Here is a 22,750-nt window from a genome sequence, read left to right as displayed (position 1 = left end):
AACGACCAAGGAGGACGGTTGGTACGCGTTCTGTTCCTCGGCGGGCTCGGGCGCAGCGGGACCACCCTGCTGGAGCGCCTGCTCGGCGAGCTGCCCGGCGTGTGCCCGCTCGGCGAGGTCGTCCACCTGTGGGAGCGCGACGTCGCCGGTGACGAGCGTTGCGCCTGCGGGGCCCACTTCTCCTCCTGCGACTTCTGGCAGGCGGTGGGCGAGAAGGCGTTCGGCGGGTGGCAGCACGTCGACGTGTGGCGGGTGCTCGCGCTGCGGCACGCGGTCGAGCGGACCCGGCACATTCCCCGGCTGGCCAGCGTACGGATGAGCCCGTCGCACCGGTTGCTCGTCGAGGAGTACGCCGACTGGTACGCCCGGCTCTACGAGGCCGCCGCGGTCGTTTCCGGAGCCTCGGTGCTGGTCGACTCGTCGAAGCACGCGGCGCTCGCATATTGCCTGCGGTTCGCGCCGAGCATCGACCTCCGGGTCGTGCACGTGGTGCGGGACAGCCGGGGGGTGGCGTACTCGTGGACGAAGACGGTGACCCGCCCGGAGACCGACGGCGCCGAGGAGATGACCCGCTACTCGCCGAGCCGTTCGGCTTTGTTGTGGAATGCGCACAACATGGCGCTGTCGGTGCTGGACCGGTGCGGCGTACCGGTCATGCGGGTCCGCTACGAATCACTGCTGGACTCCCCCGAGAAGGTTTTATCCGAAATTTCGGATTTTTCGGGCCTGGCGTCCACGGGCATGGAGTTCCTCCGCGAGGGCACGGCGCAGCTCGGACCCTGCCACAGCGCGGCCGGCAACCCGATGCGGTTCACCGTCGGCCCGGTGCCCCTGCGCCGCGACGACGCCTGGCGCACCGCCCTGCCCGGCCGGCAACGACGCGTCGTCAGCGCGCTCACGGCCCCGTTGCTCGGCATGTACGGCTACCGGGGGGCCCGATGAACACCGCAGGCCACTGGCCCAGCGTCGGCGTGGTCGTGCCGACCCGCAACCGGCCCGAGCTGCTCGCCCGCGCCGTGGAGGGCATCGTCGCCCAGGACTACCCGGGCCCCGTGCGCACGATCGTGGTGTTCGACCAGCACGATCCCGACGCGACCCTGTGCCGCGGCGGCGACCGCCCCCTCGACGTCCTGCCCAACCTGCGCAAGCCCGGTCTCGCCGGCGCCCGCAACACCGGCATCGTGGCCCTGGACACCGACCTGGTGGCATTCTGCGACGACGACGACGCCTGGACCCCCACAAAGCTTCGGCGTCAGGTACACGCGCTGCAGCAACGACCCCAGGCGGAGTTCTGCACCGCGGCGATCGAGGTCGAGTTCGGCGACCGGCTCACCCCGCGCCTGGCGGGCGCCTCGCTGGTCGGCCTCGACGACCTGGTCCGCTCCCGCATGTCGATGCTGCACTCCTCGACGTTCCTGGTGCGCCGCTTCGTGTTCGCCGACGACGAGATGGGCCTGGTCGCCGAGGACGCCCCCGGCAGCCAGAACGAGGACTGGGACCTGCTGCTGCGCGCCGCCAAACGCGGCGAGATCGTCCACGTCGACGAGCCGCTCGTGCGCGTCCTGTGGGGCCGCACGTCGATGTTCGCCTACGAGTACGCCACCAAAATGGCCTCACTGCGCTGGATGATGACCCGCCACCCGGAGATCGCCGGCTCAGGCACCGGCGCCGGCCGCGTCTACGGCCAGCTCGCCTGCTGGTCCGCCGCCTCCGGCAACCGCCGCGACGCCTGGCTGTGGACCAAGGCCGCGATGCGCTCCAACTGGCGCGAACCACGCGCCGCGATCGCCCTCGCCGCCGTCACCGGCATGGTCAAGGTCGAAAGCATCCTGGGCGCCCTCCACCGCCGCGGCCACGGCATCTAGTTCCCAGGGCCATAGGGCCGCACCGATGGCGCGGGCGGTGCCCGCAAATCCTGCTCCGCATGCTGGTCATCATGGGTTCAGGCGAGACCGCGCCGACGATGGTGAAGCCGCACCGGGAGATCCTGCAACGGTGCGGCGGCCGGCCCGCGGTGCTGCTCGACACCCCGTACGGTTTCCAGGAGAACGCGTCGGAGATCTCGGCCGGCGCCGTCAGGTACTTCGCCGACAGCACCGGCCGGCGCGTGTCCGTGGTCGGCTGGCGCACCCCGCCGCCACCCGGCCTGGCCCGCGAGCAGGCACTGGCGACGCTGCGGGAGGCGGGCTGGCTGTTCGCCGGTCCGGGCAGCCCGACGTACGCCCTGCGGCAGTGGCGGGACACGGAGCTGCCGCAGATGCTCGTCGGACGCCGTCACGGCGGGGCGCGTGGTGTGCTTCTCGAGCGCGGCGGCGTTGACGCTCGGCTCGCACACCGTGCCCGTGTACGAGATCTACAAGGCCGGGCCGGACCCGCACTGGGTGCTGGGGCTGGACCTGTTCCGCCAGGTGACGGGCCTGCCTGCGGTGATCGTCCCGCACTACGACAACGTCGAGGGCGGCCGTCACGACACCCGGTTCTGCTACCTGGGCGAGCGGCGGCTGGCGCTGCTGGAACGGGACCTGCCGGACGGCGCGTTCATCATCGGGGTCGATGAGCACACCGCCGCGCTGTTCGATCCGGCCGAGCGGTCGGTACGGGTGGTCGGCCGGGGCGGCCTGACGCTGCGCCGGGGCGGGGTCTCGAGGTGGTGGCAGGCCGGCACGACGCTGCCGTTCACCGCGTTCGTCGGCGCGGTGGCACCCGGTCCAGCGCCGGCACCGCCCGCCACCGGGACATCCCTGGGCTACGACACCGTCACCGACGAGGCCGCGTTCGACGCCTGCTATGCGGCACGGGACGTGGACGGTTGCGTGGCCGCCGCCCTCGACCTGGAACAGGCGATGCAGGACTGGGTCGCCGACACCGACGTGTCCGACGAGCGGGAGCGGGGCGCGGGCGGCACTGCGCCGGATGCTGGTCCGGCTCGGCACCCTCGGCCGGCTCGCGCCCCTGGTCACCGCGCTGCTGGACTGGCGGAGCACGTCGCGCGCCGCGGGCGACTGGGCCGTCGGCGACGCGATCCGCGAGGTGCTGCGGACGGCCGGGGTGTCCGTGCGGGACACCCCGGCCGGTCCGTCGTGGTCCGTCGTCTGATCAGGCGCCGAGGCGCTTGGCCAGGTTCTGGTCGAGGGCGTTCATGAACTCGTCGGTCGTCAGCCACGGGGCGTCGCGCGAGATGAGCAGCGCGAGGTCCTTGGTCATCTGGCCGGCCTCGACGGTGTCGACGCAGACCTGCTCGAGGGCGTCGGCGAACGCGGTGACCTCGGGGGTGCCGTCGACCTTGCCGCGGTGGGCGAGGCCGCGCGTCCAGGCGAAGATGGACGCGATCGGGTTGGTCGAGGTCTTCTCGCCCTTCTGCCACTGGCGGTAGTGCCGCGTGACGGTGCCGTGGGCGGCCTCCGCCTCGACGGTCTTGCCGTCCGGGGTCATCAGGACGCTGGTCATGAGGCCGAGCGAGCCGAAGCCCTGGGCCACCGTGTCGGACTGGACGTCGCCGTCGTAGTTCTTGCAGGCCCAGACGAAGCCACCCTCCCACTTCAGGGCGGCGGCGACCATGTCGTCGATGAGGCGGTGCTCGTACGTGATGCCGGCCGTGGCGAACTCGGCCTTGAACTCGTTCTCGAAGACCTCGGCGAACAGGTCCTTGAACCGGCCGTCGTAGGCCTTCAGGATCGTGTTCTTCGTCGACAGGTAGACCGGGTAGCCGCGGTCGAGGCCGTAGCGCAGCGAGGCGCGGGCGAAGTCGCGGATCGAGTCGTCGAAGTTGTACATACCCATGGCGACGCCGCCGCCCTTGAAGTTCGCGACCTCGAACTCCACCGGCGCGCTGCCGTCCTCGGGCGTGTAGGTCACGGTGACCTTGCCGGGGCCGGGCACGACGAAGTCGGTCGCCTTGTACTGGTCGCCGTGGGCGTGACGGCCGATGATGATCGGCTTGGTCCAGCCGGGGACGAGCCGCGGGACGTTGGCCATGATGATCGGCTCGCGGAAGACGACGCCGCCGAGGATGTTGCGGATGGTGCCGTTCGGCGACCGCCACATCTTCTTGAGCTTGAACTCCTCGACCCGGGCCTCGTCGGGGGTGATCGTCGCGCACTTGACGCCGACGCCGTGCTGCTTGATGGCGTTGGCCGCGTCGATGGTGACCTGGTCGTCGGTCTGGTCGCGGTATTCGATCGACAGGTCGTAGTACTTCAGGTCGACGTCGAGGTAGGGCAGGATCAGCTGCTCGCGGATCTGCTTCCAGATGATGCGGGTCATCTCGTCGCCGTCGAGCTCGACGACAGGGTTGTTTACCTTGATCTTCGCCATCGGCCGGGCGCTCCTCTCGCGGCTTGCCTTCGCTTAGCAGTACGAGCGTACTGCATCGAAGGGATCAGGAGCCGAGGACCCCGACCCCGAGGCTCACCACCCCGGTCGCGAGCGACAGTGCGCCGATCCAGACCATGACGATGGCGCCGTTCGGTGTGGTACGCCCTTTGCCGGCCGAAGACGCGAAGAAGCCGCCGGACATGAGGATGGCGGCGACCAGTACACCGGCCCGCGCGAACCAACCGAGCACCCCATCGATGCGGGCGAGATCGGCGTAGAGGATGCCGACGAGACCGAGGGTGACCAGGACGCCCGCGTGCGCGTGCCCCGCGCGGGCGAACGCCTGCTGGAACGGCGTCATCGGCACGTCGCCACGCACGATCTTGGTGAGGAACCAGCCGCCGACCTCGATCGTCACGATCGACAGCAGGGCGATGCCGGCCAGGATGCGGCCGGCATCGGTGAACTCGAACTGCATCTCGGACTCCCCGTCACTATCAAGCTAGGCTATGCCAGTGACGATAGGCAGCGGCGGCATCACTGGTCAAGGCGAAATAGACAGTTACGTGCTGGCGCACGTCGATCTGTGCCTGACCCTGGTCAACGACCTGACGGTGTCGCCCCGGCAGGGCCGGTCGTTCGGGGCGGACCAGCGGATCGGTACCGCGTTCACCGACCTCGCGCTGAGCCCGCGCCTGCGGGGCTTCGCGCTGGCCGACGCCGACGTCGACGTCCTGGCGGCGGTCGCGGCCCGGCTGCGGGTCGCCGTGGACGCCTGCCTCGCCGGCGACCTGCACAGCGCCGCGGGGGTGCTCAACGGCGTCCTCGCCGACCACGGCGCGGTGCCCAACCTGCACGCCTCCGCCGACGACGTCCCGGTCCTCGCCTTCCACGCCGTGGACGCGACCATCGTCGACGCCTGGGCCGCGGAGTCGGCCGCCAGCCTGGCGTTTCTCGTCGGCACCCGGCAGACCCACCGCCTCGGCCGCTGCGAGGCCGACGCGTGCGACGCGTACTTCCTCGACGTCACCAAGAACGCGTCGCGCCGGTTCTGTTCGCTCGCGTGCCAGAACCGCGCGAAGTCCGCCGCTTACCGACAGAAGCGCCGCGTGAAATTGTCGTAGGTACCCGGCATCCTGTTCCTCGTGAATCTTTGGCGCTCCGCAGTGCGTCCCGTCATCCGCGGGACCGGGCTCGTCGCCGTCGTCGCCGGCACCATCGCCGTCGTCACCGGCCTCGCGCTGCCCTGGACCCTGGCCGGCAGCCGCCACCTCGACGGGGTGACGATCGCCGGCATCGTGTTCCTCGGGCCGCTGCTCAGCGGGCTCTGCGTGGCATATGCGCGCACCGAGCCGCGCCGGTTCCGGCTGACCGCCGCCGTGGCCGCCGTCGCCGGGCTCGCCGCGACCCTCGTCGCGATCGGCCTCGCCCGTCTGGTCGAGCCCAGCGCCGGCGTCGGGCTCGGCGGCCCGGTCACCGTCGCCGGCGCGGCCGCCGCCACCCTCGGCTGGCTGCTGATCCTCACCGGCGGCCCCGGCGCACTGCCCGGATCGGCCCGGCCCTGGCTCACGATCGCCGCGACCGCCCTGGTCCTGGTCGTCGTGGCCGGGTTCGCGGTCGACTACGCCCGCGAGGGCCGCTTCGTCGACGCCACGACCGCCGGCGACCCACCCTCGGCCGGCGGCGACCAGACCTGGCCGCTGCCGTATGTCGGCGTCCAGCTTGTCGGGGTTCACGAGCAGCTGGCGATCGTGCGGGCCGAGGACGGAGTGCGGGCCATCTGGCTGGCCAGCGGCGCCATCGCCTGGCGCTACCTGCGCTCCGACCTGCCGACCCAGACCGCCGGCCTGGTCAACGGCACCGTTGTCGTGGCGTTCGGCACCGACGACGGCGTGCTCGTCACCGCGCTGGACGCCGGCAGCGGGCAGGTGCGGTTCTCCGAGCGGTACACCGCCGGAAAGATGGCGTCCGTCCATGGCGCCGGCCGGACCGTCGTGCTCGCCGGCTCCGGCATCGGCGCCGGGGACCTGCTCGGCATCGACGCCACCACCGGCACCCTGCTGTGGCGGTGGACCCCGGCCCGCAACGGCGGCCCCTGCGACATCACCGACCTCGCCACCACCGCGGAGACCGTCGCGGTCGCCCTGCGCTGCCGCGCCCAGGGCGTCGACGACGTCGCCGTCGGCCTGACCGCCACGACCGGCGCCGAGCGCTGGTCCTGGCACACCATCCAGCGCAGCACCGCCGAGCTGCGCGTCTACGCGACCGGCGACGGCTTCGTCACGGTCACCGGCGCCTCCCCTCGCCGCGCCGTCTACATGTCCGCCGACACCGGCACGGTCGGCACCCGCCACGACGCCGCGGGCGCCCTCGCCGTCCCGACCGCCGGCGGCCTCCTGCTGTATGCGGAGCCGAGCGGCGAACGCGCCCACCTCACCGCCGTCGACGTCCGCACCGGCGCGGTCAAGTGGGACGTGGGGTTACCGGGGCTCGGCTCCTATCAGCCGCTGGCCGGCACTGCCGCGGGCGACAAGGCGTACATCCTGTGGCGCGGGCCGGACGGCCGCCTTCGGCTGATCGGCGCCCGCACCACGGACGGCGGCTCGACGGAGGACCGCACGATTGCCTGCACGACCCGGTGTCCGGAGGTTGCGCTGGCCGCTACCGCTGCTCACGCGGTGGTGACCACCCGGGAGGATAAGGGGACGGAGCTGTTCCTGAGTGTGACCTGACCCGTGCTTTCTGTCTCTGTCCACCCCCAGGATCGTGTGGTCGCCTTCCTGTTGGGCGTCCGTTTGGGGGTACGCCGCTTGGGGTGGTGTCCGGTGTCGGTCCTCGGGGCTCGGTGGTTTCGCGCAGCCTTCGGCGGCGCGGGCGGGTAGCGCGGTCACCGTCCGTGCCGTGCCCGGAGTTCTGCCAAGCCAGGTCCGCGCTCACATGATCCAGCGCCGTCGAGGTCGTCATTCGGTGGTGCCACGCCGTCGTTGGATCAACAAACGCGGCAAATCACCTATATCGGAGTGCGCGGCAGGATCCATCAAGACCGGCGCTTGATCGAAGGACGCGGGTGGTCGTTCGGACGACCACGGCCGTCCATCGATCATGAGCGGGGGCGAAGATCGCCGTCCGGATCGCGGTACTTCTCGGTCCAGTCATCGATCCCGGCCACTTCTCCGTAACCGCGGAACTTCGAGCGACCGGCAATGGGCGCGCCGCTCGCGGAGGCCCATTACGTGGCCCCGGTCCCAGCCCACGCGTCCGGATGCGGGACCGGCACGGCCCTGCGGCGAAGATCGCCGTCCGACGCGTGGTACCGCCCGGTCCAGTCATCAATTCCGACCACTTCTTCGCGATCACGAGCGGGCGCGCCACGCCAGCACTCGGTCGAGGCCGCGCCCGGGCGCGCGAGGCGAACAAATCGCGGCCTGCCGCCGGCCGCTCTCGCGGAGTTGATCCTCCCAGTGATCGAAGGCGCGTGCTGGTCGCGCGGACGACCACAGCCATCCTTCGATCACGGCGACCCGACAGCCAGGCCGCACAGCCAACACCAACGCAGCGGCGCGCCTCGGTCCCAGCCCACGCGACCCGGGCAGGACAGGCACGGCCCAGCGGCGAAGATCGCCGTCCAACGCGTGGTACCGCCCGGTCCAGTCATCAATTCCGACCACTTCTTCGTGATCACGGAACTTCATTGAGTCTGGGGCACCACCGAAATCCCGCGATCACCGCGACGAGCGGGCACGCCACGCCAGCACTCGACCCGAACCCGCGCCCGGGAAGCGAACAATCGTGGCCTGTCGCCCGCCGCTCTCGCGGAGCAGATCCTCCCAGTGATCGAAGGCGCGTGCTGGTCGCGCGGACGACCACAGCCATCCTTCGATCACGACGACCCGACAGCCAGGCCGCACTGCCAACACCAACGCAGCGACGTGCCTCGGTCCCAGCCCACGCGACCCGGGCAGGACCGGCACGGCCCAGCGGCGAACAACGCCGTCCGACGTGCGATACCCCCAGTCCAGTCATCGATTCCGACCGGCGCGCGAAGCGAACAAAATCGTGATCTGTCGCCGGCCGCTCTCGCGGAGCAGATCTTCCCAGTGATCGAAGGCGCGTGCTGGTCGTGCGGACGACCACAGCCATCCTTCGATCACTGGGACGAGCGGGCACGCCGTCGCGGGCCTCGGACTGAGGCCGCGCCCGGGCGTGCGAAGGGGATGCGATCTTGAACTAGTGCCGGTCGTTCTTCGTGTGCTCGGAAAGCGCAGGGCGTTCGGCGAGGGCGACGACGTTGGTGAGCAGCATCGCGCGGGTCATCGGGCCTACGCCGCCCGGCATCGGAGCGAGGTAGCCCGCCACGTCGGCAACCCCCTCGGCGACGTCGCCGACGAGGCGGGCCTTGCCGTCGGGCTGGAGGACGCGGGTGACGCCCACGTCGATGACCGTGGCGCCGGGCTTGACCATGTCGGGGGTGAGGAGGCCGGCGGAGCCGGCGGCGACGATGACGATGTCGGCCGTGCGGGTGTGGGCGGCCAGGTCGCGGGTGCCGGTGTGGCAGAGGGTGACCGTCGCGTTCTCGCTCTTGCGGGTGAAGATCAGGCCGAGCGGGCGGCCCGCGGTGGTGCCGCGGCCGATGGCGACGACGGTGGCGCCGTTGGTGGGGATGGCGTAGCGGCGCAGCAGCTCGACGATCCCGTACGGCGTGCAGGGCAGCGGCGCGGGGATGCCCAGGACCAGGCGGCCGAGGTTCGTGGGGTGCAGGCCGTCGGCGTCCTTGGCCGGGTCGACGAGCTCCAGGATCCGCTGCTCGTCGAGGCCGGCGGGCAGCGGGAGCTGCACGATGTAGCCGGTGCACGACGGGTCGGCGTTCAGCTCGGCGACCGCCGACTCCACCTCGGCCTGGGTTGCGGTGGCGGGCAGGTCGCGGCGGATCGAGGCGATGCCGACCTCGGCGCAGTCGCGGTGCTTGCCGGCGACGTACGCGTGGGAACCGGGGTCGTCGCCGACCAGCACGGTGCCCAGGCCGGGGACGATGCCCCGGTCGGCGAGGGCCTTGACGCGCCCGCGGAGCTCTTCCTTGATCGCGGCCGCGGTGGCCTTGCCGTCGAGCATCGTTGCCGTCACGAGGTCGATCCTGCCATTACAGTTTCGGGGTGTCCGTCCGGCGGTGGCTTGTCGCCCTCCTCACCATCACATCGCTTGCCGCGTGCGGGAGCGACAAACCGGTACAACAGGCTGAATCGGCACAAAAGACCGAAACAGCCGATACGGCCGCAACGGCGGTGGTGAGTCCGACGGTGAGCCAGGGGCCGGGGAAGAGCCCGAGCCCCGGGAAGAGCAAGGACAAGGAAGCCAGCGCGGCCGCGTTCGTGAAGCAGCAGCCGGGCACGTTCGGCATCGTGGTGCGCGACCGGCAGACCGGCGCCGTGTGGAAGGCCGGCAACACGACCGCCACCACCTGGACCGCGTCGACGATCAAGCTGGCGATCGCCGCCGACCTGCTCGAACGGCACCGGCAGGGGAGCATCACCCTCGACGCGACGGACCGGGCCAACCTCGACAAGGCGCTGATCAACTCCGACAACGACGCGGCGACCGCGTTGTGGAGCCGCTACGACGGCCCGGGGATGCTCGGCCGGTTTCAGCAGCGCTTCGGCATGAAGACCCTCAGCGTGGTCGCGGGGTACGACACGTTCTGGCGGAACCTGCGCTGCAGCGCCGAGGACCTGCAGGCGCTGATGGGGTACGTGCTGGACAAGCTCGACCCGGCCGACCGCGCCTACCTGGTCAAGACGCTGCGCAACGTGGCGGGCAACCAGCGCTGGGGCGTCTGGGCCGCCGGCAGCGGGCTCACCCCGGGCAACAAGGACGGCTGGGCGCAGAAGCCGGTGAGCGGCCGGACGGTCTGGGTCACGCACACGGTCGGGTTCGCCGGGGCCGGGGAGCGGTACGTCGTGGCCGCCATGTACGAGCAGGGCGCGAGCGGCACCCTCGGCAAGGGTGCCCATGCCGTGAGCGACGCGGTGGCGATGTACTTCGGCGCGCCCGTACCCGCGAAGATCACGACACCGTAAGGGCCCGGCGACAGCACGCCGGGCCCCACGGGAACCGCTAGTGGTAGAAGTGCCGCGTGCCGGTGAGGTACATCGTCACCCCGGCGGCGCGGGCCGCTTCGATGACGTCCTCGTCGCGGATCGAGCCGCCCGGCTGCACGATGGCGGTGACGCCGGCCGCGATCAGGGCCTGCGGCCCGTCGGCGAAGGGGAAGAACGCGTCGGAGGCGGCCACGGAGCCGGCGGCCCGGTCGCCGGCGCGGGAGACCGCGAGACGGACCGAGTCGACCCGGTTGACCTGGCCCATGCCGACGCCGACGGTGGCGCCGCCGGAGGCGAGCAGGATCGCGTTGGACTTCACGGCGCGCACGGCCCGCCAGGCGAACTCGAGGTCCCGCTTGACCTGCGGGGACGCCTCCTCGCCGGTGACGAGCTTCCAGTTCGCGGGGTCGTCGCCCTCGGCGTCGACGCGGTCGGCGGCCTGGACCAGGACGCCGCCGGAGATCTGGCGGGACTCGACCGCGGCCGGGGCCCAGGCGGGGGCGCGCAGGACGCGGAGGTTCTTCTTGGCGGTGAGGACGGCGACCGCGCCCTCCTCGTACGCCGGTGCCACCACGACCTCGGTGAAGATCTCGCTGATCTGCTTGGCCAGGTCGACGGTGACGGGCGCGTTGACGGCGATCACGCCACCGAAGGCGCTGACCGGGTCGCAGGCGTGCGCCTTGCGGTGCGCCTCGGCGACGTCCGCGCCGATCGCGATGCCGCACGGGTTGGCGTGCTTGATGATCGCGACGCAGGGTTCGGTGAAGTCGTGCGCGGCGCGCCAGGCGGCGTCGGCGTCGACGTAGTTGTTGTAGGACATCTCCTTGCCGCCGAGCTGCTCGGCCTGGGCGAGGCCGGGCGCGGCGGCCGGGTCGGCATACAGCGTGGCGGCCTGGTGCGGATTCTCCCCGTACCGCAGCGACGCCGACTTCCGCAGCGCCGTGCCGGAAAACTCCGAATTGTCCCGGGCAAACCACGCCGCGACAGCGACGTCATACTCCGCAATGTGTGCAAAGGCGACGCCGGCCAGGGAGCGCCGCTCGTCAAGGGTGAAGCCTCCCGACGCGACGGCCGCGACCACGTCGGAGTAGGACGACGGCGAGGTCACCACCGCGACGCTGGGGAAGTTCTTCGCGGCGGCCCGGACCATCGCCGGCCCGCCGATGTCGATCTGCTCCACGCACTCGTCGTCGGAGGCGCCGGAGGCGACCGTGTCGGTGAACGGGTACAGGTTGGAGACCAGCAGCTCGAACGGCTCGATCGACAGCTCGGCGAGCTGCGCGGCGTGCGTCTCGAGCCGCAGGTCCGCCAGCAGGCCGGCGTGCACGCGCGGGTGGAGGGTCTTGACCCTGCCGTCGAGCGTCTCCGGGAACCCGGTGAGCTGCTCGACCTTGGTGACCGGCAGGCCGGCCGCCTCGATGCGGGCCGCTGTCGAGCCGGTGGAGACGAGCTCGACGCCGGCGCCGGCGAGGGCGCGCGCGAGGTCCTCCAGCCCGGCCTTGTCGTAGACGCTGATGAGCGCGCGCCTGATGGGACGGCGGTTAGCCACGACCCAACCTGACCTTTCGTTCGTTGACGGTCCAGCCTTCGCGGGCCATCCGGCCGACGATGTCGACCAGCTGGCGGCGCTCGGCCACCTTGATCCGCTCGAGGAGGGTGTCCTCGGTGTCGTCGTCCAGGACGGGCACCGCGACCTGCGCGATGATCGCCCCGGTGTCGACGCCGCTGTCGACGAAGTGCAGCGTGGCGCCGGCGAGCTTCACCCCGTAGGCGAGGGCGTCGCGCGGCCCATGCATACCCGGAAACGCCGGGAGCAGCGCATTGTGCGTATTCACGTAGCGGCCCTCGAACGCACCGAGGAACCGCGGCCCGACGAGTTTCATGAACCCCGCCGAGACGATGAGGTCGGGTTCATACCGCAGGCATGAGGCCGTCAGGGAGGCGTCCCATTCGTCGCGCGAGGGAAACGCCGGCACGGCCGCCACGAACGTCGGCACGTCGTGCTTGGCCGCCCTGGTCAGACCCTCGATGTCGGGCCGGTCCGAGCCGACGGCGACGACCGCGGCGCCGTAGGAAGGATCGGCGGCGGCATCGAGCAGCGCCTGCAGATTGGAGCCGGAACCGGACACAAGCACGACAAGCCGAACGGTCACCGTAAAACTCTACCGGCCAGGTCGGCCCTGCTCAGCGCCGGGCTGTGCGACATATGGGCGAAATTCCGGCAAGTTGCCGATGTTCCACCGTTCTGCCACTGCGAAGATTCGATCCTGACCAGTACGCTGCCGAAGTTCCGTATCCCCCTCGGGACTACCCTGATGCGAAACCGCAGCGACAGATGTCCCCAGCCTTAGGAGCCACCGCAATGGGCTACCCACCACAGGGCCAGGATCCGTACGGGCAGCAGCAGCCGTACCAGGACCCCTACGGTCAGCAGCCGCAGTACGGTCAGCAGCCGCAATACGGACAGCCGCAGCAGCCTGACCCCTATGCCCAGCCGCAGCAGCCGGCGTACCAGGACCCGTACGCCCAGCAGCCGCCGGTGTCCGGCACCCCGTACCCGACCTCGGGCGGTGGCTACCCCACGTCCGGTGGCGCGTACCCGCCCGCCGGCTACGGCACCCCCGGCTTCCAGCAGCCCGGCTACGGCCAGCCACAGCAGCAGAACACGCTCGGCCTCGTCTCGATGATCCTCGGCATCGTGTCGATCCCGCTCGCCTGCTGCTACATCGGCCTCCTGCTCGGCGCCGCGGCGATCGTACTCGGCTACCTCGGCCAGCAGAAGGTCAAGGAAGGTGTGGCCAACAACGGCGGCATGGCCCTCGCCGGCATCATCACCGGTGCCGTAGCTGTGGTCATCGAACTCGCCTGGCTCATTTTCGTCTTTGCGCTCGGTAACAGCAGCTTCACGTACTACTAGATCAGCCCACACATCGACGCAATCGCCCGGTTCGCTGTTCACAGCGGCCGGGCAATTTGCGTTTTTCCATTCGGTACCGGTGCCGCACAAGCCGACCGACAGCGCGTTCCGCGATGCACGGGGTTGCAGGTGCGATCCGGTGCGGCGGGTCGGCGGCCACCGGTCAGGGCGTGACCTGGCGGACCCGCAACGCGATCTTCGTGGCGGCCGTCGCCAGGACCGTGCCGATCGTCACCATCAGCATCGCCACGAACGCCACCTCGCCCACGTGCGGGCCGACCTGCTCCAGGCCCCCGCCGCCGACCGACCCGCTCGCCGCGATCGACACCAGGCCGAGCAGCAGCCCCGCCACCGGGCCGGCGAGCGCGGCCGCACCGAGCAGCGGCAGCCAGCCCCGAGCGGGGTCGTTGCGCAGCGACCGGCGGGCCAGCAGCCAGCCCGCGATGAGCGCGGCCGCCAGGGGCAGGCCCAGCAGCAGCGGCGCCCACCCGGTCGCCGGGGTCGACGGCAGCCCGGCCAGCAGCGGCACGGCGGGCAACCGACCCATCGACACCTCGGCGGCGCTGATCGTCGTCTCCGTGCCGATGGTGAAGCCCGGCCCGACCAGGTAGCTGGCGCTCCACGTGGCGACGTCCGGGCTGTAGAAGCCGCACAGCACGACGAGGCCGACCTGCCCCGCCACACCGGTGTGATAGTCGTCGATGATCTGACCGGCGTCGCCGCCGCTGACCGCGATCGCCATCCCGGCGACGGCGGCACCGGCACCCAGGACGAGCAGCGCGGCCACGCCGCCGGTGCGGGTCGCGTCGCGCAGCACCCCGGGCAGCCGGCCGGCGAGCCGGGCGATGCCCCGGGCCTCGACGAACGCGCCGAGTCCCCCCGCCACCAGGCCGAACCCGGCGAACGTGAACCCGGCGCCGGCGACGGAGACCTCCACGCCCTTGTGCCCGGCGATGATCGCGGTGACGGCGCCGAGGACGCCGTACACGACGGCGATGCACGCACCGGCGCGCGCCGCGGGCCACGGCGTCCAGGCCCCACCGGTGGGGCGGGCCCGGGCGCCGACGGCACGGGCGGTGTGGACGCCGGCGCGGTAGACGCGCCAGGCGGCGACGGCGGTGAGCCCGAGCGGGGCGAGGGACACCGGGCCGATCCCCGTGTAGAGCGGCACCCAGTGCGCGAGCAGCCAGCCGGCCGCGCCGACGCGCAGGACCTGCCAGAGGGGGGCGCCGGAGCTGTCCACGGCGTGCAGCAGCCAGACCACGACGAGGGTCGGCACGAGCGTCACGACGGCGGCCCAGAGCGTGGTCACGGTGGCGGCGAGGACCAGCGGGGCACGCCTGGCAGGGCGCCGGCCCGGGGGCCGGCCCCGCGTGGAGCGCCGCTGGATCGGCAGGCGAACGGTCTCCCGGTCGGCCAGCCGTGTCTGGGCCCCGTCGTCTGGTTCCTCTGGGGTGGTCGGCATCGCTCTTACTCTGTCAAAGACCGGGCGGCCGGTCACTCACCCCGGCCGCCCGATTCTCGCTTTACGGTTGCTCTTTTACAGCGCCTTGACCAGATCGCGCATCAGGTTGGCGGTCTCGGTGGGGGTCTTGCCGACGCGGACGCCGACGGCCTCCAGCGCGAGCTTCTTCGCGTCGGCGGTGCCCGCCGAGCCGGAGATGATCGCGCCGGCGTGCCCCATGGTCTTGCCGGGCGGGGCGGTGAAGCCCGCGATGTAGCCGACGACCGGCTTGCGCACGTTGGCCCTGATGAAATCCGCCGCGCGCTCCTCGGCGTCGCCGCCGATCTCGCCGATCATGACGATCGCCGCGGTCTCCGGGTCGGCCTCGAACGCGGCGAGCGCGTCGATGTGCGTGGTGCCGATGACCGGGTCGCCGCCGATGCCGATGCAGGTGGAGAAGCCGATGTCACGCAGCTCGTACATCATCTGGTACGTGAGCGTCCCCGACTTGCTGACCAGGCCGATCCTGCCGGGGCCGGTGATGTCGGCGGGGATGATGCCCGCGTTGGACTTGCCCGGGCTCGCGATGCCGGGGCAGTTCGGCCCGATGACCCGCGTCTTGTTGCCGGTGGCCTGCAGGTGCGCCCAGAAGTTCGCCGTGTCGTGCACCGGCACGCCCTCGGTGATGACCACCGCGAGGGGAATCTGCGCGTCGATCGCCTCGATCGTGGCGGACTTCGTGCCCGCCGGCGGGACGAAGATGACGCTGGTGTCGGCGCCCGTCTGCTCGATCGCCTCGGCGACGCTGGCGAACACCGGCAGCTTCGTGCCGTCGAAGTCGACCTGCGTGCCGGCCTTGCGCGGGTTGACGCCGCCCACGACGTTGGTGCCCGCGGCGAGCATCCGCCGGGTGTGCTTGGAGCCCTCGGCACCGGTCATGCCCTGGACGATGACCTTGCTGGACTCGGTCAGCCATACCGCCATGGTCGTTACACCCCACTCGCTGCGAGCTCGGCGGCGCGACGGGCCGCGCCGTCCATCGTGTCGACCCGCTGGATCAGCGGGTTGGCGGCGTCGTCGAGGATCCGGCGGCCCTCTTCGGCGTTGTTGCCGTCGAGGCGGACCACGAGCGGCTTGGCGACCGTCTCGCCACGGTCCTTGAGCAGCTGCAGCGCCTGCACGATGCCGTTGGCGACGGCGTCGCAGGCGGTGATCCCGCCGAAGACGTTGACGAACACGCTCTTCACGTCGGGGTCGCCGAGCACGATCTCCAGCCCGTCGGCCATGACCTGGGCGCTGGCGCCGCCGCCGATGTCCAGGAAGTTGGCCGGCTTGCTGCCGAGGCCCTCGCCGGCGTACGCCACCACGTCGAGGGTCGACATGACCAGGCCCGCGCCGTTGCCGATGATGCCGACGTTGCCGTCGAGCTTCACGTAGTTGAGGTTCTTGGCCTTGGCCGCCTGCTCGAGCGGGTCGGCGGCGGCCTTGTCCTCCAGCGCCTCGTGGTCCGAGTGGCGGAAGCCCGCGTTCTCGTCCAGGGTCACCTTTGCGTCGAGGCAGAGCACCGTGCCGTCGGTCGTCTTTGCGAGGGGGTTGACCTCGACCAGCGTGGCGTCCTCGGCGATGAACGCCTGCCACAGCTGGACCGCGATCGACACGACCTGGTCCGCGACGTCGGCGGGGAACTGCGCCTGCTCGACGATCGCGCGGGCCGTGGCCTCGTCGACGCCCTTGACCGCGTCGATCGCGACCTTGGCGACCTTCTCCGGCGCGTCGTGCGCGACGGTCTCGATCTCCATGCCGCCGGCGACGCTGGCGATGCACAGGAACGTGCGGTTCGCCCGGTCGAGCAGGTACGAGAAGTAGTACTCCTCGGCGATGTCTGCCGTGGTCGTGACCATCACCTTGTGGACCGTGTGGCCCTTGATGTCCATGCCCAGGATGTTGGTCGCGTGGCTGGTGGCCTCGTCGGCGCCCTCGGCGAGCTTGACGCCGCCGGCCTTGCCGCGGCCACCGACCTTCACCTGGGCTTTGATGACAACCCGGCCGCCGAGTTCCTCGGCGATCGCCCGGGCCTCTTCAGGGGTCTCGGCGACGCCGCCGCCCAGCACAGGCAACCCGTGCTTGGCGAAGAGGGCGCGCCCCTGGTACTCGTACAGGTCCACAGTGGTCCCGTTCCGTCAACCGTGCCGCCTGCCCCATCGCGAGGACGGCTCAACGCTCGCAGCCTAACCAGGTCTGAACAGGCTGCGACTTGGCGGGTGCACGGTGTGCCCGATTCCACAGCGGTGTCCTCGGTGCGTTCCGCTTCAGACTCCCGCCAGGTTCCACTTCGGGCTCCCCCGGGTTCCTGCCGGGTTCCTGTCGGGTTCCTCTTTCGAGGGACAGGCGCGCTCGCGCGTAACCCCGCACGCGGACCGTCGTTGAGTGCAGTGTCGGCCCGCCCGCGTGGGTTTCCCCGAAGGGTAGGGCCGGCACCAAAGGCGGCCGATGCCCTGTCGGTCGAGGGGTGGCGGCGGGGCATCGTGCGATAGAGAGGCCGGACGCGTGAGGGGTGCGTCCGGCCTCTCCCCCTTTTCCCGATTCATTCTTTTCGGCTCTTTGCACATATAGAGCCGTCGATCAGGCGTGCGCTGCCACGATGTGCGCGCGCGCCCATTCCACGATCGACTGCGTGGTCGCCCCCGGCGTGAAGATCTTCCTGACCCCGAGCCGCTCCAGCTCCGGCAGGTCGTCGTCGGGAATGATGCCGCCACCGAACACGAGGATGTCGTCGGCGCCGCGCTCGGCGAGCAGCTCGATGACCTTCCGGAACAGTGTCATGTGCGCCCCCGACAGGACCGACAGGCCGACCGCGTCGGCGTCCTCCTGGATGGCGGTCTCCACGATCTGCTCCGGGGTCTGGTGCAGGCCCGTGTAGATGACTTCCATCCCGGCGTCCCGGAGTGCCCGGGCGACGATCTTGACGCCTCGGTCGTGCCCGTCGAGGCCGGGCTTGGCGATGACGACGCGGGTCCGCGCGCTCATCCTCACGGTCCTTCCCGTTTGGGCGCACCGCTCCGTTGCGGCACGCACCTGTGGCCGAAGGTACCGCATCGAACGTCCGCAACGACCTTGCGCACCCACAGTTACGCACAACCAGTCCCCAGGGCAGTCATTGCACCTGTGGGCCTGTCGACGCTTGTGGCGCGCATTCCGCATTGGCTACGGTGACCTGCGGTTCAGTATTGCGATGCGCTTTATATTTCCGGCATAACGGAATTGCCGCTTTTTTCGTGACTGCGACTCATATCGGCGGCTTTCCCTCCGGGATGGCGGCGCGAACTGGAGGTGTGACGCGATGGACGAAACACCACCGCCGCGCCGCGCCTACCGCGGCCGCCGCCGGGCCGAGTCGCCCCGCACCCGCTACGCCGCCGTGTTCACCACCGCCGTCGTCGGCGCCGGCATCGTCGCGCTGGGCGTCTCCGCCGCCCTGCCCGAGCCGCGCAACGACCTGTCCCTGGAGGCCAGCGGCAACTTCGACGACGTCAGCGTCCGCACCGGCTCCGACGACCGCGCCAGCCGCTCCCGCACCGGCTCCATGTCGACGAGCACCGTGCCCGCCCCCGACGTGTGGATCCTGCCGATGCAGCGCTACACCCTGACATCCTTCTACGGCGAACGCTGGGGCCGCCTGCACCCCGGCGTCGACCTGGGCGCCCCCCAGGGCACCCCGTTCAACGCCGTCGCCGCCGGCAAGGTCATCCTCTGCCGCTGGAACGGCGGCTACGGCTACAACGTCATGATCGACCACGGCGGCGGCATCACCACCGTCTACGGCCACGCCTCCAAGCTCCTGTGCAAGGAAGGCCAGCTCGTGAAGGCCGGCGACCGGATCGCCCTCACCGGCAACACCGGCCACTCGTTCGGCGCCCACCTGCACTTCGAGGTCCGCGAGAACGACAAGCCCGTCGAGCCGCTCGCCTTCATGCGCAAACACGGCGTAGACATCCAGAAACACACCGAGGCCATCTACAACTAGCTTCGGCCACCCGCCGTCGCCGCCCGTGGGTTCCGACAGACCCAACCCGGCACTGATCAACGCCTCGGAACGGTCACCTGGACGACCAGGACACGACTTCGATCACCGCGCCGACGGCCGCAACCGCCGCGCCACGCTGCGCTGAGCCGGCCTCACCGTCCGCCCGGAGCCGACCGCCCACCACAAAGACGGGGCCCGCCACCCAACGACAACGGGCGCCGATCAACAGCGCGGAACGGTCACCTGGACGACCAGAGCGCGACTTCGATCACGAAGCAACGCCGCGAACGAGCAGGCACCGCAACCCCGCACCCGCCACACAGACCACCCCGCACTGATCAACGCCGCGGAACGGCCACCCGGACGACCAGGACACGACTTCGATCACGAAGCAACACCGCGAACGAGCAGGCACCGCAACCCCGCACCCGCCACACAGACCACCCCGCACTGATCAACGCCGCGGAACGGCCACCCGGACGACCAGGACACGACTTCGATCACGAAGCAACACCGCGAACGAGCAGGCACCGCAACCCCGCACCCGCCACACAGACCACCCCGCACTGATCAACGCCGCGGAACGGCCACCCGGACGACCAGGACACGACTTCGATCACCGCGCCGACCGCCGCAACCGCCGCGCCGCGCCGCGCCGACGCGAACGAGCGGCATCGCCGCATGAAGGCCCGACGTGCGACCACCCCATGCATTGCCCCCCGCGCACAGGCGCCCGCACAGGCACCCCCGCACAGGCGCCGGCGAAGCGCCCAGGCCTGCGCGGCGCCGCGCCGAGTTGGCCGGGCGGGCGGCGGAGCCGGAGAGGTCTGCGGAGTCGGTGACGTCAGAGTTTGTCGATGGGGGCGTGGCGCAGGACGATCCACATCACCTGGTCGCCGAAGTCGACCTGGGCCTGGGCGCGGGGGCCCGCGCCCTCGACGGCCAGGACGCGGCCGAGGCCGTAGCGCTGGTGGTTGACGCGGTCGCCGACGGTCAGGGAGGGGACGTCGCGGGCGAGTTCGCTGGCGGTGGAGAGCTTGGAGGCGTCCAGGCCGAGCTTGGCGGCGAGCTGGGCTGCCTTCGGAGTGCCGCCGACGAAGGAGGACGTGCGGGACTGGGCGGGGCCGGTGTTGCGGCCGCCGACGCCGCCGCCGCCGGACCAGCTGGTGTACGCGGCGTCGGTGCGCTCCCAGCGGACCAGCTCGGGTGGGAGCTCCTCCAGGAACCGTGACGGCGGGTTGTAGGCGGGCTGGCCCCAGGCGGAGCGGGTGACGGCGCGGGAGATGTAGAGGCGCTGGCGGGCGCGGGTGATGCCGACATACGCCAGGCGGCGCTCCTCCTCCAGCTCCTTGCGGTCGCTCATGGAGCGCTGGTGCGGGAAGACGCTGTCTTCGAGGCCGGTGAGGAAGACGACCGGGAACTCGAGGCCCTTGGCGGTGTGCAGGGTCATGAGGGTGACGACGCCGGTGTGGTCGGGGTCGTCGGTGGGGATCTGGTCGGCGTCGGCGACCAGGGAGACCTGCTCCAGGAAGCCGGCGACGGTCGGTGGTGGGGCGGCGGTGGCGTCGCCCTGCTCGGCGGCGACGGCGATGGTGGCCTCGGCGCGCTCCGTGTATTCACGGGCGACGCTGACGAGCTCCTGCAGGTTCTCGACGCGGCCGACCTCCTGCGGGTCGGTGCTCTCCTCCAGCTCGCCGAGGTAACCGGAGCGCTCGATGGCGGCCTCCAGGACCTCCTCGGGCAGCGCGGTCTCGGCGAGGGTGCGCAGCTCGTCCAGCAACGCGACGAAGTCGCCGATCGCGTTGACGGCGCGGGTGGAGATGCCGGGGGCCTCGGCGGCGCGGCGCAGTGCCGCGCCGAAGGAGATGCGCTCGCGGGCGGCGAGGGCCTCGACGCAGGCCTCGGCGCGGTCGCCGATGCCGCGGCGGGGCGTGTTGAGGACCCGGCGGACGCTGACGGTGTCGTCGTCGTTGACCACGGCGCGCAGGTAGGCGAGGGCGTCGCGGACCTCTTTGCGCTCGTAGAAGCGGACGCCGCCGACGACCTTGTAGGGCAGGCCGAAGCGGATGAACATCTCCTCGAACACGCGGGACTGCGCGTTGGTGCGGTAGAAGACCGCGACGTCGGCGGGGCGGACCCCGGCGTTGTCGGAGAGCCGGTCGATCTCGCGGGCGACCCAGTCGGCCTCGGCGTGCTCGGTGTCGGCGACATAGCCGACGATCTGCTCACCGGCGCCCTGGTCGCTCCACAGGCGCTTCTCCTTGCGCTCCGTGTTGCGGCCGATGACGGCGTTGGCGGCGGACAGGATCGTCTGGGTGGAGCGGTAGTTCTGCTCCAGCAGGATGGTGCGGGCGTTGGGATAGTCGCGCTCGAACTCGAGGATGTTGCGGATCGTGGCGCCGCGGAACGCATAGATCGACTGGTCGGCGTCGCCGACGACGCACAGCTCGCCGGTGCTGCCGACGAGCTCCTTCACCAGCATGTATTGCGCGTGGTTGGTGTCCTGGTATTCGTCGACGAGGACGTGGCGGAACCGGCGGCGATAGGTCTCGGCGACCTCGGGGTGGCTCTGCAGCAGATGCACGACGCGCATGATCAGGTCGTCGAAGTCGAGCGCGTGGGCCTCGGTGAGGCGCTGCTGATAGAGCGTGTACGCCTCGGCGAGGGTGCGCTCCGCGGGACCGACCGCCTTGGCGGTGAAGGTGTCGGGGTCGATCAGCTCGTTCTTCAGGTTGGAGACCTGGGCGGCCAGACCCCGGGCCGGATAGCGCTTCGGGTCGAGGTCGAGCTCGCGGATCACGAGCTGCATGAGCCGGCGCGAGTCGTCGGCGTCATAGATGGAGAACGTCGACTTGAGGCCGGCGTGGTCGTGCTCGGCGCGCAGGATGCGCACGCACGCCGAGTGGAACGTCGACACCCACATGAGCCGGGCGCGGCCGCCCACGAGGTTGGCGACGCGCTCCTTCATCTCGCCGGCGGCCTTGTTGGTGAAGGTGATCGCGATGATCTCACCGGGGTGCACGGCACGGGCCGCCAGCAGATAGGCGATCCGGCTGGTCAGCACCTTGGTCTTGCCGGAGCCTGCGCCGGCCACGATGAGCAGCGGGGAGCCCTCGTGGGTCACGGCGTCGCGCTGCGGACCGTTGAGCCCGTCGAGCAGCGCCTCGGGGTCGCGGCGGCGGGACGGCTGAGCCGGGGCGGCGGGTGCGGTCACGCCGGCCGGCTCGGACTGGGGAAGATCGAAGAGAGCATGCATCGCACGGGCGAGTCTATGCCGACCCACTGACAGAAAACCGCCGGAGGACTTCACGTCGCCGAGAATCCCGTGCCATACTCAATGACGTGATCGAGAAGGCGCGCTACTTTTTTTACGGCTCCGGGAGTCCGGCAGCCGTAGGTCGCGCCTGATCGCTGAACCTACCGACGCCCCGGGCTCCTGAGCCCGGGGCGTTCGCGTTTCCCGGGGCAGGGCACGAGAGCCAGAGCTGACAAGGACGAGAGAGAATGGCCGCCATCACCATGGAACAGCAGCCCGCCGCCGACGAGCACATCGCCGGCCTGCGCACCCGGATCGACGAGATCGACGCGGCGCTGGTCGCGCTCTGGAAGGAGCGGGCCGCGATCTCCCGCGAGGTCGGTGCGACGCGCGTCGCCGCCGGCGGCACCCGCCTGGTGCTGTCCCGCGAGCGGGAGATCCTCGAGCGCTTCTCCGCCGAGCTCGGCGCCGACGGCACCCAGCTGGCCCTGCTGATCCTCCGCGCCGGCCGCGGCCCTCTGTAGACGCCACGGCATCCCGCACAACGCGGAAGCCGCGGCACCCAGTAGACGTCACGGCATCCGGCACAACGCGGAAGCCGCGGCACCCAGTAGACGTCACGGCATCCGGCACAACGCGGAAGCCGCGGCACCCAGTAGACGTCACGGCATCCGGCACAACGCGGAAGCCGCGGCACCCTGTA

At 71.0% G+C, this 22,750-nt stretch carries 19 protein-coding genes; 9 read left to right on the top strand and 10 right to left on the bottom strand.

The genetic code is table 11. The features are described from left to right. Positions 1-18 precede the first annotated feature (18 nt). The 3 genes from OHA72_RS13795 (at position 19) to OHA72_RS64645 (ending at position 3,096) form a co-directional block, all read left to right on the top strand. Positions 19-942: a sulfotransferase gene (locus tag OHA72_RS13795; RefSeq protein ID WP_327008218.1), complete on the top strand. Its 924-nt coding sequence runs from the start codon at positions 19-21 to the stop codon at positions 940-942. Further along, positions 939-1,865, top strand: a complete 927-nt coding sequence (locus OHA72_RS13790) for a glycosyltransferase family 2 protein (RefSeq protein WP_327008217.1) — start codon at positions 939-941, stop codon at positions 1,863-1,865. The genes OHA72_RS13795 and OHA72_RS13790 overlap by 4 nt, the downstream gene beginning before the upstream one ends. A 922-nt stretch (positions 1,866-2,787) precedes the next feature. Then, complete coding sequence (locus OHA72_RS64645; protein WP_442788577.1) at positions 2,788-3,096, top strand: CysS/YqeB C-terminal domain-containing protein; 309 nt, start codon at positions 2,788-2,790, stop codon at positions 3,094-3,096. Here OHA72_RS64645 and OHA72_RS13780 read toward each other — a convergent pair whose 3' ends face one another. Further along, on the bottom strand, positions 3,097-4,314 hold the full coding sequence (locus OHA72_RS13780) for an NADP-dependent isocitrate dehydrogenase (protein WP_327008215.1): 1,218 nt from the start codon (positions 4,312-4,314) through the stop codon (positions 3,097-3,099). Positions 4,315-4,378: 64 nt separating this feature from the next. Continuing rightward, complete coding sequence (locus OHA72_RS13775) at positions 4,379-4,792, bottom strand: hypothetical protein (protein WP_327008214.1); 414 nt, start codon at positions 4,790-4,792, stop codon at positions 4,379-4,381. A gap of 88 nt (positions 4,793-4,880) precedes the next feature. Here OHA72_RS13775 and OHA72_RS13770 point away from each other — a divergent pair, with 88 nt between their 5' ends. Both OHA72_RS13770 and OHA72_RS13765 read left to right on the top strand, forming a co-directional pair. Further along, positions 4,881-5,438: a CGNR zinc finger domain-containing protein gene (locus OHA72_RS13770; RefSeq protein ID WP_327008213.1), complete on the top strand. Its 558-nt coding sequence runs from the start codon at positions 4,881-4,883 to the stop codon at positions 5,436-5,438. Between the two features lie 21 nt (positions 5,439-5,459). Further along, positions 5,460-7,046, top strand: a complete 1,587-nt coding sequence (locus OHA72_RS13765) for a PQQ-binding-like beta-propeller repeat protein (protein ID WP_327008212.1) — start codon at positions 5,460-5,462, stop codon at positions 7,044-7,046. 1,495 nt (positions 7,047-8,541) lie between these two features. Here OHA72_RS13765 and OHA72_RS13760 read toward each other — a convergent pair. After that, positions 8,542-9,435 carry a bifunctional methylenetetrahydrofolate dehydrogenase/methenyltetrahydrofolate cyclohydrolase gene (locus OHA72_RS13760; RefSeq protein ID WP_327008211.1) on the bottom strand — a complete coding sequence of 298 codons (894 nt, stop codon included), beginning with the start codon at positions 9,433-9,435 and terminating at the stop codon, positions 8,542-8,544. Between the two features lie 173 nt (positions 9,436-9,608). Here OHA72_RS13760 and OHA72_RS13755 point away from each other — a divergent pair, with 173 nt between their 5' ends. Beyond that, positions 9,609-10,385, top strand: a complete 777-nt coding sequence (locus tag OHA72_RS13755) for a serine hydrolase (protein WP_327008210.1) — start codon at positions 9,609-9,611, stop codon at positions 10,383-10,385. Between the two features lie 37 nt (positions 10,386-10,422). Here OHA72_RS13755 and purH read toward each other — a convergent pair whose 3' ends face one another. Together purH and purN are read right to left on the bottom strand one after the other, a co-directional pair. Beyond that, positions 10,423-11,955 carry a bifunctional phosphoribosylaminoimidazolecarboxamide formyltransferase/IMP cyclohydrolase gene (gene purH / locus OHA72_RS13750; RefSeq protein ID WP_327008209.1) on the bottom strand — a complete coding sequence of 511 codons (1,533 nt, stop codon included), beginning with the start codon at positions 11,953-11,955 and terminating at the stop codon, positions 10,423-10,425. Next, positions 11,948-12,559: a phosphoribosylglycinamide formyltransferase gene (gene purN, locus OHA72_RS13745; RefSeq protein ID WP_327008208.1), complete on the bottom strand. Its 612-nt coding sequence runs from the start codon at positions 12,557-12,559 to the stop codon at positions 11,948-11,950. The genes purH and purN overlap by 8 nt, the downstream gene beginning before the upstream one ends. Positions 12,560-12,768: 209 nt before the next feature. On the opposite strand from purN, the gene OHA72_RS13740 reads away from it, so the two are divergent. Further along, complete coding sequence (locus OHA72_RS13740; RefSeq protein WP_327008207.1) at positions 12,769-13,323, top strand: DUF4190 domain-containing protein; 555 nt, start codon at positions 12,769-12,771, stop codon at positions 13,321-13,323. 163 nt (positions 13,324-13,486) lie between these two features. Here OHA72_RS13740 and OHA72_RS13735 read toward each other — a convergent pair whose 3' ends face one another. The 4 genes from OHA72_RS13735 to OHA72_RS13720 form a co-directional block, all read right to left on the bottom strand. After that, positions 13,487-14,788 carry a cell division protein PerM gene (locus tag OHA72_RS13735; RefSeq protein WP_327008206.1) on the bottom strand — a complete coding sequence of 434 codons (1,302 nt, stop codon included), beginning with the start codon at positions 14,786-14,788 and terminating at the stop codon, positions 13,487-13,489. A gap of 75 nt (positions 14,789-14,863) precedes the next feature. Further along, the gene (sucD, locus tag OHA72_RS13730; protein ID WP_327008205.1) at positions 14,864-15,751 is read right to left on the bottom strand and encodes a succinate--CoA ligase subunit alpha; all 888 of its coding nucleotides are present in this window, start codon (positions 15,749-15,751) and stop codon (positions 14,864-14,866) included. 5 nt (positions 15,752-15,756) lie between these two features. After that, positions 15,757-16,932 (bottom strand): ADP-forming succinate--CoA ligase subunit beta, encoded by a 1,176-nt coding sequence (gene sucC / locus OHA72_RS13725; RefSeq protein WP_327008204.1) that lies wholly within the window; start codon positions 16,930-16,932, stop codon positions 15,757-15,759. Positions 16,933-17,389: 457 nt separating this feature from the next. Beyond that, positions 17,390-17,794: a coenzyme B12-dependent isobutyryl CoA mutase small subunit gene (locus OHA72_RS13720; RefSeq protein WP_327008203.1), complete on the bottom strand. Its 405-nt coding sequence runs from the start codon at positions 17,792-17,794 to the stop codon at positions 17,390-17,392. Positions 17,795-18,107: 313 nt separating this feature from the next. Here OHA72_RS13720 and OHA72_RS13715 point away from each other — a divergent pair, with 313 nt between their 5' ends. Further along, complete coding sequence (locus OHA72_RS13715) at positions 18,108-18,791, top strand: M23 family metallopeptidase (protein ID WP_327008202.1); 684 nt, start codon at positions 18,108-18,110, stop codon at positions 18,789-18,791. An 844-nt stretch (positions 18,792-19,635) separates the two neighbouring features. On the opposite strand, the gene pcrA is transcribed toward OHA72_RS13715, so the two are convergent. Continuing rightward, a complete protein-coding gene (gene pcrA, locus OHA72_RS13710; RefSeq protein ID WP_327008201.1) occupies positions 19,636-22,047 on the bottom strand; it encodes a DNA helicase PcrA in 2,412 nt (803 codons plus the stop codon). Positions 22,048-22,295: 248 nt separating this feature from the next. Between pcrA and OHA72_RS13705 the strand changes: the two genes are divergently transcribed. Continuing rightward, positions 22,296-22,571 (top strand): chorismate mutase, encoded by a 276-nt coding sequence (locus OHA72_RS13705; RefSeq protein WP_327008200.1) that lies wholly within the window; start codon positions 22,296-22,298, stop codon positions 22,569-22,571. Positions 22,572-22,750 lie beyond the last annotated feature (179 nt).

This window comes from Dactylosporangium sp. NBC_01737, from assembly GCF_035963215.1.
Lineage (GTDB): Bacteria > Actinomycetota > Actinomycetes > Mycobacteriales > Micromonosporaceae > Dactylosporangium.
This window is presented reverse-complemented; position numbering and strand designations above follow the sequence as displayed.

Coding starts and splice junctions, on each gene's coding strand:
- OHA72_RS13705 (WP_327008200.1), top strand. CDS start 22,296: ATGGCCGCCATCACCATGGAACAGCAGCCCGCCGCCGACGAGCACATC.
- OHA72_RS13780 (WP_327008215.1), bottom strand. CDS start 4,314: ATGGCGAAGATCAAGGTAAACAACCCTGTCGTCGAGCTCGACGGCGAC.
- sucD (WP_327008205.1), bottom strand. CDS start 15,751: ATGGCGGTATGGCTGACCGAGTCCAGCAAGGTCATCGTCCAGGGCATG.
- OHA72_RS13715 (WP_327008202.1), top strand. CDS start 18,108: ATGGACGAAACACCACCGCCGCGCCGCGCCTACCGCGGCCGCCGCCGG.
- OHA72_RS13720 (WP_327008203.1), bottom strand. CDS start 17,794: ATGAGCGCGCGGACCCGCGTCGTCATCGCCAAGCCCGGCCTCGACGGG.
- OHA72_RS64645 (WP_442788577.1), top strand. CDS start 2,788: ATGCGGCACGGGACGTGGACGGTTGCGTGGCCGCCGCCCTCGACCTGG.
- OHA72_RS13790 (WP_327008217.1), top strand. CDS start 939: ATGAACACCGCAGGCCACTGGCCCAGCGTCGGCGTGGTCGTGCCGACC.
- OHA72_RS13735 (WP_327008206.1), bottom strand. CDS start 14,788: ATGCCGACCACCCCAGAGGAACCAGACGACGGGGCCCAGACACGGCTG.
- pcrA (WP_327008201.1), bottom strand. CDS start 22,047: ATGCATGCTCTCTTCGATCTTCCCCAGTCCGAGCCGGCCGGCGTGACC.
- OHA72_RS13775 (WP_327008214.1), bottom strand. CDS start 4,792: ATGCAGTTCGAGTTCACCGATGCCGGCCGCATCCTGGCCGGCATCGCC.
- OHA72_RS13740 (WP_327008207.1), top strand. CDS start 12,769: ATGGGCTACCCACCACAGGGCCAGGATCCGTACGGGCAGCAGCAGCCG.